General features: G+C 75.0%; 14 protein-coding genes. 7 read left to right on the forward strand and 7 right to left on the reverse strand.

Annotation, left to right across the window (positions count from 1 at the left end):
- Positions 1–57: 57 nt before the first annotated feature.
- Both MN205_RS21630 and MN205_RS05620 read right to left on the reverse strand, forming a co-directional pair.
- Positions 58–747: a response regulator transcription factor gene (locus tag MN205_RS21630; RefSeq protein WP_308220241.1), complete on the reverse strand. Its 690-nt coding sequence runs from the start codon at positions 745–747 to the stop codon at positions 58–60.
- Positions 744–2,006, reverse strand: coding sequence for an ATP-binding protein (locus MN205_RS05620; protein ID WP_242125131.1), 1,263 nt, complete (start codon positions 2,004–2,006; stop codon positions 744–746). The genes MN205_RS21630 and MN205_RS05620 overlap by 4 nt, the downstream gene beginning before the upstream one ends.
- Before the next feature lie 126 nt (positions 2,007–2,132).
- Between MN205_RS05620 and MN205_RS05625 the strand changes: the two genes are divergently transcribed.
- Genes MN205_RS05625 through MN205_RS05640 form a run of 4 tightly spaced genes read left to right on the forward strand, consistent with a single transcriptional unit; the run spans position 2,133 to position 5,388 of the window.
- Entirely contained in the window at positions 2,133–2,537 is a 405-nt protein-coding gene (locus tag MN205_RS05625) for a PspC domain-containing protein (RefSeq protein WP_242125133.1), read from the forward strand.
- A 37-nt stretch (positions 2,538–2,574) separates the two neighbouring features.
- Positions 2,575–4,026: a PspC domain-containing protein gene (locus MN205_RS05630; RefSeq protein WP_242125135.1), complete on the forward strand. Its 1,452-nt coding sequence runs from the start codon at positions 2,575–2,577 to the stop codon at positions 4,024–4,026.
- The gene (locus MN205_RS05635) at positions 4,023–4,271 is read left to right on the forward strand and encodes a hypothetical protein (RefSeq protein ID WP_242125137.1); all 249 of its coding nucleotides are present in this window, start codon (positions 4,023–4,025) and stop codon (positions 4,269–4,271) included. Before MN205_RS05630 ends, MN205_RS05635 begins: the two co-directional genes overlap by 4 nt.
- A gap of 10 nt (positions 4,272–4,281) precedes the next feature.
- On the forward strand, positions 4,282–5,388 hold the full coding sequence (locus MN205_RS05640) for an aldose epimerase family protein (RefSeq protein ID WP_242125139.1): 1,107 nt from the start codon (positions 4,282–4,284) through the stop codon (positions 5,386–5,388).
- Positions 5,389–5,584: 196 nt separating this feature from the next.
- On the opposite strand, the gene MN205_RS05645 is transcribed toward MN205_RS05640, so the two are convergent.
- The 3 genes from MN205_RS05645 to MN205_RS05655 form a co-directional block, all read right to left on the reverse strand.
- The gene (locus MN205_RS05645) at positions 5,585–6,043 is read right to left on the reverse strand and encodes an SRPBCC family protein (protein WP_242125140.1); all 459 of its coding nucleotides are present in this window, start codon (positions 6,041–6,043) and stop codon (positions 5,585–5,587) included.
- Positions 6,044–6,169: 126 nt separating this feature from the next.
- Complete coding sequence (locus MN205_RS05650; protein ID WP_242125142.1) at positions 6,170–6,520, reverse strand: DUF3140 domain-containing protein; 351 nt, start codon at positions 6,518–6,520, stop codon at positions 6,170–6,172.
- Positions 6,521–6,537: 17 nt separating this feature from the next.
- Complete coding sequence (locus MN205_RS05655; protein WP_242125145.1) at positions 6,538–7,602, reverse strand: spore photoproduct lyase family protein; 1,065 nt, start codon at positions 7,600–7,602, stop codon at positions 6,538–6,540.
- A gap of 85 nt (positions 7,603–7,687) precedes the next feature.
- Between MN205_RS05655 and MN205_RS05660 the strand changes: the two genes are divergently transcribed.
- Positions 7,688–8,581 carry an SDR family oxidoreductase gene (locus MN205_RS05660; RefSeq protein ID WP_242125147.1) on the forward strand — a complete coding sequence of 298 codons (894 nt, stop codon included), beginning with the start codon at positions 7,688–7,690 and terminating at the stop codon, positions 8,579–8,581.
- On the forward strand, positions 8,578–10,224 hold the full coding sequence (locus MN205_RS05665) for a RecQ family ATP-dependent DNA helicase (RefSeq protein ID WP_242125148.1): 1,647 nt from the start codon (positions 8,578–8,580) through the stop codon (positions 10,222–10,224). The genes MN205_RS05660 and MN205_RS05665 overlap by 4 nt, the downstream gene beginning before the upstream one ends.
- A 19-nt stretch (positions 10,225–10,243) precedes the next feature.
- Here the strand turns inward: MN205_RS05665 and MN205_RS05670 are convergent, their stop codons facing one another.
- Positions 10,244–11,254: an iron-siderophore ABC transporter substrate-binding protein gene (locus tag MN205_RS05670; RefSeq protein ID WP_242125150.1), complete on the reverse strand. Its 1,011-nt coding sequence runs from the start codon at positions 11,252–11,254 to the stop codon at positions 10,244–10,246.
- A 101-nt stretch (positions 11,255–11,355) separates the two neighbouring features.
- Entirely contained in the window at positions 11,356–13,731 is a 2,376-nt protein-coding gene (locus MN205_RS05675) for an excinuclease ABC subunit UvrA (protein WP_242125152.1), read from the reverse strand.
- A 145-nt stretch (positions 13,732–13,876) separates the two neighbouring features.
- Between MN205_RS05675 and MN205_RS05680 the strand changes: the two genes are divergently transcribed.
- On the forward strand, positions 13,877–14,281 hold the full coding sequence (locus MN205_RS05680) for an SRPBCC family protein (protein WP_242125154.1): 405 nt from the start codon (positions 13,877–13,879) through the stop codon (positions 14,279–14,281).
- Positions 14,282–14,316 lie beyond the last annotated feature (35 nt).

Genomic DNA, 14,316 nt, shown 5'->3' on the forward strand with positions numbered 1-14,316 from the left:
AGGACTCACCGGCGGTGCCGGACCCGTCCGGTCCCGCACCGCCCGAGCCGTCGCCCCTCACAGCAACCGCCGCGCCGCCGCCCACCGGGTCAGCTCGTGCCGGTTGGACAGCTGCAGCTTGCGCAGCACCGACGACACGTGCGTCTCCACCGTCTTCACGGAGATGAACAGCTCCTTCGCGACCTCCTTGTACGCGTACCCGCGGGCGATCAGGCGCATCACCTCCCGCTCGCGCGCCGAGAGCCGGTCCAGCTCGTCGTCGGCGGCGGCGACCTCCCCGGCGACCGCGCCGAACGCGTCGAGGACGAAACCCGCCAGGCGCGGGGAGAACACCGCGTCGCCGTCGGCGACGCGCCGCACCGCCGCGGCCAGCTCGTCCCCGCTGATGGACTTCGTGACGTAGCCGCGCGCGCCGCGACGGATGACGGCGATGACGTCGTCCGCGGCGTCGGACACGCTCAGGGCCAGGAACCGCACGGGGGCCTCGCCGCCGAGCAGGTCCGCGCAGTCCGCCAGCACCCGCACACCGCCGGAACCTGCCCCGGGGGCGGGCGCCTCCCCGGCCGCGGCGGGCAGGTGCACGTCCAGCAGCACCACGTCCGGCAGTTCCCGGCGCACCACCTCCACGGCGGAGGACGCGTCACCGGCCTCGCCGACGACCTCCACGTCCGCCGCCGCGGCCAGTTCCGCGCGCACCCCGCTGCGCACCATCCGGTGGTCGTCGACCACCACCACCCGCACCGTCACGACGCCGCCCCCTCCGCGGCCGGCGCGGGCAGCCGCAGCACCACCTCGGTGCCGCCGTCGGCGGGCCGGCGCACCGACGCGCTGCCACCGGCGCGCGCCATGCGGCCCAGGATCGACTCGCGCACCCCCAGGCGGTCCTGCGGCACCGCGTCCAGGTCGAAACCCGGCCCCCGGTCGCGCACGAACACCTCGAACGAGCGCCGGTCGCCGGAGCCGAGGGACTCCGCGTACAGGGACACGGTGCCGCCGGCGTGCCGGCCGGCGTTCAGCAGCGCCTCGCGCGCCGCCTGCGCCAGCGCGCTCGTGCCGCGGTCCAGCGCCAGGCCGTCCACGTCGCCGACGAGCACCACCTCCACGGTCGCGCCCGAGGCGTCCTCCACCTCCGCCGCGGCCGAGCGCAGCGCCGCGCCCAGGGTTCCGGCGGCGGTGCCGTGGTCGCCGTACAGCCACCGGCGCAGGTCGCGCTCCTGCGCGCGCGCCAGCCGCGCCACCTCCACCGCGTCGCCGCTGCGGCGCTGGATGAGCGCGAGGGTCTGCAGCACCGAGTCGTGCACGTGCGCGGCGAGCTCGGCACGCTCCTGCTCACGGGCCAGGGCGGCGCGCTCGGCGCCCAGGTCCTGCCACAGCCGCACCGCCCACGGCGCCAGCACCACCGCCACGCCCGCCAGCACCGCCAGCGCCCCCAGCACCGAACCGCCCAGCGCGGCGGCGTCCCCGCCCAGGACGAGGAGCAGCACCACGCCCAGCAGCACCAGGGACGTGCCGGCCGCGACCCGCAGCGCGGCGGTGCGCCCGTCGCCGGCGCCCGCCCAGCGGGCCCGGCGGGTGGCGTCGAGCTGGCTCCACGCCAGCACCACCCCGGCACCGACGACGAGCACCGGCAGCACCACCCGGGACGAGGCGTCCACCCCGCCGACCTGCAGCGCGGCGGCGGCGCCCGCGAGCACCAGGGCGGCGCCGACGAGGGCGTCGCGGTGCGCGAGCACCCACGCGGACGGGTCGGCGCGGCGACCACCGGTGCCCACGTCCCGCTCGTCGGGCACCAGGAACCAGTAGGCGGCGTAGAGGGCCACGCCCGTCCCGGCCAGCACCGCGAGCGCCAGGAACGCCACCCGCACCCGGTTCACGGGAACGTCGAGGTGCGCGGCCAGGCCGGCCGCCACCCCGCCGGCGCGGCGACCGGTCGCGGGCCGCACCAGCCGGGTGCGGGAACCGGGCGGTGCCGCCGGTCCGGCGTCCGCCGTCGCGCTCGTGCTCACGGGCCGATCGTGGCACGCCGCACCGTCCCCGGGGCACCTCCCCGGAGCCGGATCAGGGTCCGCTCAGGGTTCACCCGGGGGAACACCCGATGGTCCCCGGCACCCCGCGGCCGCCACCGTGGAGCCATGACGAACACGGACGCGAACACCGACCCCACCGGCACCTCCCGCGAGCTGCCGCCCGCCGGTCCCCGCCCCGGTCCCGACCGGTTCTTCGACGGCGTGCGCCGCACCGGCCTGACCCGCGGCCACGACCGCTGGGTGGCCGGCGTGTGCGGCGGCGTCGCCCACCGCCTCGGCGTCAACCCCGCTGCCGTGCGGGTCGGCGTCGTGGTCCTCGCCCTCCTCGGCGGGCTCGGCGTGCTGCTGTACGGGCTGGCGTGGGCCGTCCTGCCGGACGCCACCGGCCGCATCGAGGCGCAGGCCGCGCACCGCGGCGACGTGTCCGCCTCCTTCGTCGCGGCCGTCGGCCTCGTCGTGCTGGACCTCATCGGCGGGGTGGGCCTCGGCCTGCCCTGGAACTGGGGCTGATCGCGGTGCCGCGGCGCCGACGGGCAGGCTGGTCCCCGTGAGCACCCCCGACCCCGGGCGCGGCGGTCAGCGCGACACCGGCAAGCTGGCCCGCGCCACCGAGCTCGTGCGCTCCTGGGGCGTCGTGCGCGGGCGGGACCGCTGGTTCGCCGGCGTGTGCGGGGGCGTGGCCGCCCGCCTCGGCGTCGACCCGGTCCTCCTGCGCGGCCTCCTCGTCGCCCTCGTCCTCGTCGGCGGCCTCGGCCTGGCCCTGTACGGGATCGCGTGGGCCGTCCTGCCGGACGAGCGCGGCCGCGTCGAGCTGGAGGCCGCCGCTCGCGGCGACGTCTCCGGGGGTTTCGCCCTGTCCGCCGCCCTGGTGCTGCTGGACCTCGCCGTGGGCGGCCTGGCCGGCCCGGCGTTCGGCCCCCTCGGCGGGAACACCGGGTGGGGGTTCCTCGTCACGAGCCTCGTCGCGGCGCTGCTGTGGTGGTTGTTCCACGACCACCTCGTCGCGGCCTGGGCCCGGCGCCCGCAGCGGGAGGAGGCGCCCGCGCCCGCCCCGGAACCGGCGGCCGCGGCCGCGGCCACCGTCTCGCTGCGCAAGGCCCCGCCGCCCGGGCCGGTGGTGGAACCCGTGGAACCCGTGGGACCCGTCGCGGGTTTCGGCTCGGCCACGGAACGCAGCGCCGCCGCCCGCGAGAAGGCCCTCGCGGCCGTCGAGCGGCGCACCGCCGCCCGCGGCTCCGGCTCACCGCTGCTGACCACCGTCGCGCTCGGCGTCGCGATGCTCGCCGCCGGCGCCGTGGTCCTCGCCGACCTGCTCGTGGTGCTGCCCGCCCCGGCGCCGGTGCTCGCGCTGACCGCCGCGCTCGCGGTCGTCGGCGCCGGCGCGGTCGCCGCCGGGCTGGCCGGCCGGCGCACCGCGCTCGTCGGGTTCGGCGTGCCCCTGGCGGTGTGGACCGTGCTCGCCGGGACGCTGCCGCCCGTCGGCGGCTGGCAGTGGGATGCGAACAGCACGTGGACGCCGACGGCGGCCTCGGTGCGCGAGCAGGCCGCGTTCAGCTCCGCCGTCGGGCGGATGCGGGTGGACCCCTCCGGCCTCGTCCCCGCGGGGGGCGAGCCGGTGCCGGTCACCGCGACCCTGGCCGCCGGGCGGCTGGAGGTCGTCGTCCCCGAGGACCGCACCGTGCTGGTGGACGCGCGCGCCCTGGCGGGCAGCCTGCGATGGGACGCGGCCGGGGACGTGGCGCCGGTGGCCTCCGGTGACCGGGCGCTCGTGGCGACCGGCGCGAGCGGGGAGGGCACCGGCCGGGAGGGTGGCCTGGACACCCGCCTGGTCCTCGCCGCGGGGCCGGACGCCGGGCGCGTCGCCGCCACCACCGAGGTCACCGGTGACGACGTGGCGGACTGGACGGTGCCGGACGGCGTCGCGGTCGTGCGGGCGGTCGTGTGGGGCGGGGAGGTCCGCGTCGGTGCGGACGGTTCCGAGCTGCTGGAGGGGTCGTGAGCGACGAGCGGGACGAGCGCCCGGACGTGGCACCCGCCGAGCGGCGTGCGCTGGTGGAGGTGGGGGCCGTGGTGTGGGGCTTCGCGTTCCTCGCCGTGGCGACCGTCGTGGGGGTGCGCGCCCTCACCGGGGTGAGCTGGGCGTGGGGGTGGAACGTGGCGGGCGTGCTGCTGCTGGGTGGCCTGGCCACCGTCGCCGCCGGCCTGGCCACCGCAGGGCGCGCCCGTTCGCGCCGCCGTCGGTAACGTCGTCCCCGTGACGCACCACGGCGCGGGGCACGAGGCGGGACGGGGCGAGGTCCGGGTCGAGCCGGAGTGGGGCCGCACGAGCGGCGGTGACCCCGTCGCGCGGTGGGTCCTGGACGACGGCGCGGTGCGGGTGGGGCTCGTGGAGCACGGCGCGCGCATCCAGTCGGTCCTGGCGCCCGACCGGGACGGCGTCCTGGGCGACGTCGCCCTCGGGTTCGGCGAGCTCACCCCGTACGAGGGCAAGGGGCGTTCGTTCGGCGCGACGGTGGGTCGCTTCGCCAACCGCATCGCCGGCGGGGCGTTCACCCTCGACGGCCGCAGGTTCTCCATCCCGGCCACCGACCGCGGCAACGCGCTGCACGGCGGGACGGACCCCTACTCGCAGCGGGTGTGGACGGCGCACGAGGTGCCCGGCGCGTGCGGGGTGCGGTTCTCCCTGCTCAGCCCGGACGGGGACAACGGGTTCCCCGGGGCGCTGAGCGTGCACGTGCAGTACGTCCTGACCGGCGGGGTGCTGGCGGTGGAGACGTCCGCCACGACGGACGCGCCGACGGTCCTGAACCTCACCAACCACGCCTACTGGAACCTCGCCGGGGAGGGCAGCGGCACGGTGGAGGCGCACCTGCTGCAGGTGGACGCGGCGGCGTTCCTGCCGGTGGACCCCACCGGCGTGCCCACGGGGGAGCGGCGGGCGGTGGCCGGCACCCCGTTCGACTTCACGGAGGCGGTGCCCGTCGGGTACCGGCTGCGCGACGGGGAGGCGGCCGGCGACGAGCAGTTGGAGCGCGGCTCGGGCTTCGACCACTGCTTCGTGCTGGCGGAGGTGCCCGGCGGGGAGCGGGAGGTGTCGCGCGCGGCGCGCGTGGAGGAGCCGGTGTCGGGGCGGACGCTGGAGGTGTGGACGGACCAGCCCGGTCTGCAGGTGTTCAGCGGCGGGACCCTCGCTGGCACCCTCACCGGCAAGGCGGGCGCCCCGTACGGCCCGCGCACCGGGCTCGCGCTGGAGCCGCAGGCGTTCCCCGACGCCCCCAACCACCCGGACTTCCCCACCACGGTGCTGCGCGAGGGCGACGAGTTCCTCTCCGTCACCGAGTTCCGCTTCGGCCTCGCCTGACCCCGCACCCCCGCCCCACCACGGACCCCCACCCCCGCGGTGATCCTGCGTGTTTGAGCGCTCAAACATGCAAGATCACCGCGAGGTTTCGGGGGTGGAGCGGGGTGGAGCGGGGTGGGGCGGGGAGTGCGGGGTGGACGCGAGGACGCCCGGGACCCCTCGCGGGGCCCCGGGCGTCGTGCGCGTCGTCAGCGCGTCACTTGGGCGGGGTGACGTCCCCGCGCCAGGCGCCGCTCTCGGCGCCGCGGGTCTCGATGAACTCCTTGAAGCGCTTGAGGTCCGCCTTGATCTGGCGGTCGTCGGCGCCGACGGCGGCGCCGGCCTTCTCGACCAGGCCCTCGGCCTCCCAGTCCATCTGGACGGTGACCTTGGTCTTGTCGTCGGCGATGCGGTGGAAGGTCACGACCCCGGCGTGGTCCTTGCCGTCCACGCTCTTCCACGCGACCCGCTCGTCGGGGTGCTGCTCGGTGATCTCGGTGTCGAACTCGCGCTCGACGCCGGCGACCTTCGTCTTCCAGTGGTTGCGGGTCTCGGTGATCTGGGTGATCTCCTCGACGCCCTTCATGAACTGCGGGAAGGACTCGAACTGCGTCCACTGGTTGTACGCGGTGTGGACGGGGACGTCGACGTCGATGCTCTCGGTCACGCTGCTCATGGAAGAACTCCTCCTGCGGCCCCCGGTGCTGGAGCCGCTCGTCGTCCTGGTACGTGCTGATCCCACTGTGCCCGCGCCGGGCGGGGCGTGCACCTCGGAGGTGGTGCCCGTGCGCGCCTGGCCGGCTCAGCTCCCCTTCAGGGGGTCGTTGCCCCAGTTCATGAGGGAGTAGCGCCACTTGGTGTCCGTGACGTCACCCTCGGGCCGTTGCGCGGAGTGCCGGTGGACGTAGCCGACGACCTTCTTCATGTGGGCGTAGTCGTCGTCGCCCAAGTCGGCCTCCTTCGCCCGGAGGATCTCCACGATCCGCCGGCCGGAGGCGTGCCCGACGGACTCGCCGCCGTCGCTCTGCCCCACCGACCTCGACTCGTCCGTCTCGAGCCACTGCTCCAGCTCCTTCGGCGTCATGTTGACCGCCTCGCCGAAGTCGCGGGCGATGCCGCGGCGGTCGTCGTCGCTGAGCGTCTGCTCCGCCATGCGATCAGCGTGTCGCGTCAGAAGGCGTAGCGCACGTCGAGGTAGGGGGCGCGCTCGGCGATGAGGTCGAGCAGTTGCCGCACGTACCGGCCCTTGTCGCCGGTGCGGTACCGGACGTTCACCCCACCGCCCTCGGAACGTTTGCGCTCCTGCATCGACGGCCGCCACAGCAGGTCCTCCGCCTTGGGGTGCCAGCCGAGGTTGACCTCGTGCAGCTGCTCGTTGTGGGTCAGGAAGATCACCTCGGCGGCGAGCTGGCGCTTGGTGGCCTCGTTCGTGGCGTCGCCGAGCTGGTCCAGCAGTCGCGCCCACTGCTGCAGCCACCCGTCGGTGACGACGACGGGGGAGAGGTTCACGTGCACCTCGTAGCCGGCAGCGGTGAAGTCGTCCAGCGCCGCCAGCCGGGCGGCGACGGGGCTGGTGCGCACGTCGAGGACCTTCGCGACCTCCTCCGGCATGAGGGAGAACCGCACCCGGGTGCGCCCGCGCGGGTCCAGCTCGAGCAGGCGCCGGTTGACGTGCTTGGTCGCGAACGACGCCTTCGCGGTGGGCAGGTCGCGGAACAGGGCGACGAGGTCGTCGACGTTGCCGGAGACCTCCGCGTCCACGGAGCAGTCGCTGTTCTCGCCGACGTCGTACACCCAGGAGTGCGGGTCCACCTGGTTCGGTTCCGCCTTGTCGCCCTGCCGGGCGACGTGGCGGCGCAGGTACCTGGTGATCTGCTCGATGTTCGCGAACACCGTGATCGGGTTGCTGTACCCCTTGCGGCGCGGGACGTAGCAGTAGGCGCACGCCATGGCGCAGCCGTTCGCGGTGGAGGGGGCGATGAAGTCCGCGGAGCGGCCGTTGGGGCGTGCGCTCAGCGACTTCTTCACCCCCAGCACGAGCGCCTCGCGCTTGATCCGCACCCAGCGCGCCACGTTCGTCTCGTCGCCGTGCAGCTCGGGGATGTTCCAGTGGCTGGCGACCTCCACGCGGGTGGCGTCCGGCCACCTGTCCAGGACCTCTCGACCGCGGGGCAGCTCCGCCGCGGCCCGTTCGTAGTAGATCCTCGTGACGTCCACCAGCCGCTGCTCCCGCACACCCGCAGTGTGCCGGTCGCCCCCGACACCGGCGCGCTCGGCGCTCGCCGCGCGGGCCGCCGCGACGCTGCCTAGCGTGGGGTCCGTGAGCGACCAGTACACCTTCCAGAACCCGGTGACGCAGTACCGCACGGAGGGCTTCGAGCCCCAGCCGCAGGAGGGTCCCGGCCTGGCGAGCGAGCAGGGCCCGGCCCCCGACCACGGCGAGTCCACCTACCGCGGCACCGGCCGCCTGGCCGGCCGCAAGGCGCTGGTCACCGGTGCCGACTCCGGCATCGGCCGCGCCGCGACGATCGCGTTCGCCCGCGAGGGCGCTGACGTCGTGCTCAACTACCTGCCCGAGGAGCAGCAGGACGCCGAGCAGGTCGCGCAGCTCGTGCGCGACGCCGGCCGCAAGGCCGTGCTGGCTCCCGGTGACCTGACCGACGAGGCGTTCGCCCGCTCCCTGGTGCGCACCACCGTCGACGAGCTGGGCGGCGTCGACCTCATCGCGAACGTCGCCGGCAAGCAGCAGCACGTCGAGGACGTCGCCGACCTCACCTCGGCGCAGTTCGACGAGACGGTGCGCACGAACCTGAACGCGCTGTTCTGGATCGTGCAGGAGGCGGTGCCGCACCTGCCGCCGGGCTCCGCGGTCGTCAACACCTCCTCCGTGCAGGGCTACCAGCCGTCCCCGAACCTCGTGGACTACGCCACGACGAAGTCCGGGATCATCGCCATGTCCAAGGCGCTGGCGCAGCAGCTGGCCCCGAAGGGGATCCGCGTCAACGTGGTCGCCCCCGGCCCGGTGTGGACGCCGCTGCAGATCGCGGGCGGGCAGCCGGACGAGGCGATGCCGGAGTTCGGGCAGTCGACGCCCATCGGTCGCGCCGCGCAGCCCGCCGAGCTGGCTCCCGCGTACGTCTTCCTCGCCTCCCCGGAGTCCAGCTACGTGGTGGGCGAGGTGCTCAACGTCAACGGGGGGATGCCGACGCCGTGAGCGGTGGCGGTGACCGGCGCGCCGAGCTGCTGCGCACCGCGCGCGAGGCGTTCGGGTACCGGGAGCTGCGCCCCGGGCAGGCCGAGGCGATGGAGGCGGTGCTGGCCGGGCGTGACGTCCTGGCCGTCATGCCCACCGGTGCGGGCAAGTCGGCGATCCACCAGGTGCCGGCGCTGCTGCTGGACGGCCCCGTCGTCGTGGTGTCCCCGCTCATCGCCCTGCAGCGCGACCAGGTGGACGGCTTGCGCGAGGACGCGCGCCGCGGCGGCGCGGTGATGCTGAACTCCCAGCTGCCGGCGTCCGCCTGGCGCGAGGCGAGGGAGTCGCTGCGCACCGGGGACGTGCGGTTCGTGTTCCTCGCCCCCGAGCAGCTGGCGCGCGACGAGGTGATCGACGAGCTCGCGGAGCTCCGGCCCCGCCTGCTGGTGGTGGACGAGGCGCACTGCGTGTCCTCCTGGGGCCACGACTTCCGTCCGCAGTACCTGCGGCTGGGGTCGGCCGCCGAGCGGCTGGGCCGCCCGCAGGTGGTGGCCCTGACGGCCACCGCCAGCCCGCAGGTGCGCGCCGAGGTGCTGGAGCAGCTGCGGCTGCGCGACCCGCTGGTGCTCGTGGAGGGTTTCGACCGCCCCGAGATCGACCTGCAGGTGCGCCGGTACTCCGACGCGGGCCGCCAGCGCGCCGGGGTGCTGGACTCGGTGACCGCGACGGACGGTGCCGTCATCGTCTACGTGGCGCGGCGCCGCGACGCGGAGGAACTGGCCTCGGAACTGCGCGAGGCGGGCCGGGCGGCGGACTTCTACCACGCGGGCCGCAAGCGCGCCGACCGAGACCGGGTGCTGCGCGAGTTCGTCGACGGCGCCCTGGACGTGGTGGTCGCCACGAACGCGTTCGGCATGGGGATCGACAAGCCCGACGTGCGCGCGGTCGTGCACGCCCACGTCCCGGACTCCCTGGACAGCTACTACCAGGAGATCGGTCGTGCCGCCCGCGACGGGCAGCCGGCTCGCGCGGTCCTGCACCACCGGCCCGAAGACCTGGGTCTGCGGACGTTCTTCACCTCCGGCGTCGCCAGGGCCGAACCGCTGCGGGAGGTCGCCGCGGCGGTGCGCGCCCACGACGGACCCGTGGGACCCACGGAGCTGCGCCGGGAGCTGGGCACCACCGCCACCCGCCTGGCGGGTGTGGTGAACCTCCTGCAGGAGGTGGGCGCCGTCCACGAGGACGAGCGCGGCCGGTTGCTCGCCGCCCCCGGTGGGCCTGGACCCGCGGACGCGGCGGCGGCCGCCGTGGAGCTGTCGGAGCGGCAGCGTTCCGTGGAGCGGTCCCGGCTGGAGATGATGCGCACGTACGCGGAGACCACCGCGTGCCGCCGGCAGTTCCTCCTCGGGTACTTCGGCGAGGAGCTGGACCAGCCGTGCGGGCACTGCGACACCTGCCGCGCGGGAACCGCGCAGGAGCACAGCGACACCGGTAGCGACGAGCCGTTCCCCGTGGGCTCCACCGTGCAGCACCCGGAGTGGGGTGCGGGGCAGGTGATGCACTACGAGGAGGACCGCGTCACCGTGCTGTTCGAGGCCGTGGGTTACCGCGCCCTCGCCCTCGGCCTCGTGGAGGAGCGCGACCTGTTGCGGCCGGCGAGCTGAACCCGCCGGCCGCGGCGTCTCACAGCTCGGCGGGCACCGTGGCGGGGTCGCCGTCGCTCGCGGCGGCGAGCTGCGGCACGGCCAGCTCGACCGCGTACGGCAGCGACAGCGGGCTGGCGAACCCCAGGGCGCCGGCGAAGTCCCCGGCGAAGTCACCCACGTAGACGGTGCGGTTCTCGGTGACGACCGGCAGGGCCGCGGCCAGCGGGTTCGCGGCGAACTCCTCGCGGGTGGCGCCCAGGACGACGAGCACGTCGGTGTCGAGCAGGGACACCTGCTCGGCGCTGACCTCGCCGGTGGTGCCGGAGGCGGTGAACCCCAGGTCGGTGAAGAACCGGCCGCGCGGGTCGGAGGAGTCCAGCGCGTAGTAGCCGGAGTCGAGCACGAGCACCACGCTGATGGTGCGCTCGGCGAACTCGGGGTGCGCGTCGCGGGCCGCGGCGATCTTTCCCTCCACCTCGGCGGTGAGCGCCTCGGCCTCCTCGGACTTGCCCAGGGCGGTGCCGGTGGCGGCGAGCTGCTCCTGCCAGGTGGCGGTGGAGCCGCCCTCCGGCGACATCTCCAGGTCCCCGACAGTGGGGGCGACGCCGGACAGCTGCTGGTAGAGGCCCTCGGTGAGGAACGCGTACGTGCCCACGACGAGGTCGGGCGACAGCGCGGCGATGGCCTCCACGCTGAGCTCCGTCGAGCCCACCAGCGGCAGCGGCTCGGCGGGCAGCAGGTCCTGCGCCCACGGGCGGGTGGAGGCGTCGTAGCCCAGGTTCTCGCGCACGCCGACGGGGGTGACCCCGAGGGCGAGGACGAAGTCCTGGTCGTTGAAGCCGACGGTCACCACCCGCTGCGGCTCCTCCTCGATCGTGGTGCTGCCGAAGGCGTGCTCCACGGTGGCGGGGAACGCCCCGGTGTCCGCGCTGCCGGTCGCGGGGGCGGCCGCCGCGTCGCCGCCCTCGTCGCCGTCCCCGCACGCTGCGGTGGCGGCCAGCACCCCGGCGGTGGTGAGGGCGGTCGTCAGCAGGGTGCGGCGGCGCATGCGGAGCTCCAGGGTCGTGGTGGTGGCCGCGAGGATCCCGCGACGCGGTGAGGATAGCCTCCCCTGAGCAGGGGCGGCCAGGGCTCCGGGTCGCGCCGCGCTCAGACGCCGACGTACGCCGCCAGGTGCTCGCCGGTCAGGGTGGAGCGGGCGGCGACGAGCTCGGCGGGCGTGCCCTCGAAGACGACCCGGCCGCCGTCGTGGCCCGCCCCGGGGCCGAGGTCGATGATCCGGTCGGCGTGCGCGATGACCGCCTGGTGGTGCTCGATGACGACGACCGACGTGCCCGCGTCCACGAGCCGGTCCAGCAGGCCGAGCAGCTGCTCGACGTCGGCGAGGTGCAGCCCGGTGGTCGGCTCGTCGAGGACGTAGACACCGCCCTCCTGGCCCATGTGCGTGGCCAGCTTCAGCCGCTGCCGCTCGCCGCCGGACAGCGTGGTGAGCGGCTGGCCGAGGGTGAGGTAGCCGAGCCCGACGTCGGCGAGCCGACCCAGGACGGCGTGCGCGGCCGGGATGCGCGCCTCCCCGGCGCCGAAGAACTCCCCGGCCTCGGCCACCGTCATCGCGAGCACCTCGCTGATGTCGCGCCCGGCGAGGCGGTGCTCCAGGACCGCGGCCTGGAACCGCTTGCCCTCGCAGTCCTCGCAGGTGGTCGCGACGCCGGCCATCACCCCCAGGTCGGTGTAGACGACGCCGGCGCCGCCGCAGGTGGGGCAGGCGCCCTCGGAGTTCGCGCTGAACAGCGCGGGCTTGACGCCGTTGGCCTTCGCGAACGCCTTGCGGACCGGCTCGAGCAGCCCGGTGTACGTGGCGGGGTTGCTGCGGCGCGAGCCGCGGATGGCGCCCTGGTCGACCACGACCACCCCGTCGCGCCCGGCGATCGACCCGTGCACGAGCGAGCTCTTGCCCGAGCCCGCCACCCCGGTGACGACGACCAGCACCCCGAGCGGGACGTCGACGTCGACGCCCTTCAGGTTGTGGGTGCTCGCACCGCGGACCTCCAGCACGCCGGTGGGTTCCCGCACCGTCTCCTTCAGGCGCGTGCGGTCGTCGAGGTGACGGCCGGTCGTCGTGCCGCTGGCCCGCAACCCCTCCACGGTGCCCTCGAAGCACACGGTGCCACCGGCCGTCCCGGCGCCGGGACCGAGGTCGACCACGTGGTCGGCGATCGCGATCGCCTCGGGCTTGTGCTCCACGACGAGCACGGTGTTGCCCTTGTCCCGCAGCCGCAGCAGCAGGTCGTTCATCCGCGCCACGTCGTGCGGGTGCAGCCCGATCGTCGGTTCGTCGAAGACGTAGGTGACGTCGGTGAGCGCCGAGCCGAGGTGGCGGATCATCTTGGTGCGTTGCGCCTCACCGCCCGACAGCGTGCCCGACGGGCGGTCGAGCGAGAGGTACCCCAGGCCGATCTCCGTGAACGAGTCGAGCAGGTGCCGCAGCCCCGCCAGCAGCGGCGCCACCGAGGGCTCGTCGAGCTCGCCGACCCACCGGGCCGCGTCGCTGATCTGCATCGCGCAGACGTCGGCGATGTTCTTCCCGGCGATCCGCGACGAGCGCGCCTCGGGGGCGAGCCGGGTGCCGTCGCACTCGGGGCACGTCTGGAACGTCACCGCCCGCTCCACGAAGCGGCGGACGTGCGGCTGCAGCGCGTCCACGTCCTTGGAGAGCACGGACTTCCGGATCTTGGGGATCACGCCCTCGTAGGTGAGGTTGACGCCCTCGACCTTGACCTTGGTCGGTTCCTTGTGGAGCAGGTCGTGCAGCTCCCTCTTCGTGTACTTCCCGATCGGCTTGCCCAGGTCGAGCCCGATGCCCTGGAAGAGGCGGCCGTACCAGCCGTCCATGCTGTAACCGGGGACCAGGAGCGCGCCCTCGCTCAGGGACCTGGTCGCGTCGTACAGCGCCGCGCGGTCGATGTCGTTGACCGTGCCCGCGCCCTCGCACCGCGGGCACATGCCGCCCAGGCGGCTGAACGTCGCCTTCTCCGCCTTGGTGCGCTCGCCGCGCTGGACCGTGATCGCGCCGCTGGCCCGCACCGAGGGGACGTTGAAGGAGAACGCCCCGGGGCCGCCGATGCGCGGCGTGCCGAGCCGGCTGAACAGGATGCGCAGCATCGCGTGGGCGTCCGTGGCGGTGCCGACGGTGGAGCGCGGGTTGGCGCCCATCCGCTCCTGGTCCACGACGATGGCCGTCGTCAGCCCGTCGAGCACGTCGACCTCGGGCCGCGACAGCGCCGGCATGAAACCCTGCACGAACGTGCTGTACGTCTCGTTGATGAGCCGCTGCGACTCCGCGGCGATGGTCCCGAACACCAGCGAGCTCTTGCCGGAACCGGAGACCCCGGTGAACACCGTCAGCCGGCGCTTGGGGATCTCGACGCTGACGTCCTTGAGGTTGTTCTCGCGTGCCCCGTGCACGCGGATCAGGTCGTGGCCGTCCGCGGGGTGCTGCGCACCCGTCCCCGTGCTCTCGCCCACCGGTCGTCTCCGTCCACGGCTCAGCGCACCTCTGCGGTGCGAGCGGTCCGACTGCCGACGAGGGTGATCGTGCCACGCGGCGGCGGCGTTGCCGAGACCCTCGGGGCTCTGGCTCCACCCCGTGCCGTCGTGCCACCCTCGTGCGGTGACCACCGGATCGCAGCACCTGAGCGTGCACGTCGACCGGCCGGCCGGGCAGGTCTACGCCTTCGCCCGCGACCCGGCGAACCTGACGCGGTGGTCCTCCGGCGTGGGCACCTCGGTGGTGCACGAGGACGGCGAGTGGTTCGTCCTCGCACCGCAGGGCCGGGCGCGGATCAGGTTCGCCCCGCTCAACGAGTTCGGCGTGCTCGACCACGACGTGCTGACACCGTCCGGTGAGGAGGTCCACGTGCCGCTGCGGGTCATCGCCGACGGCGACGGGTGCGAGGTGGTGTTCACGCTGCGCCGCTCGCCCGGCACGAGCGACGCGGACCTCGAGCGGGACGCCGCCCTCGTGACCGAGGACCTCGCCCGCCTGAAGCGGGTCGTGGAGGCCGCACCGGTGTGAACACCGGCGCGCGACGCCCCCGGACCGCGGGACCG

The sequence above is a fragment of the Kineococcus sp. TRM81007 genome, assembly GCF_022669155.1.
GTDB lineage: Bacteria > Actinomycetota > Actinomycetes > Actinomycetales > Kineococcaceae > Kineococcus.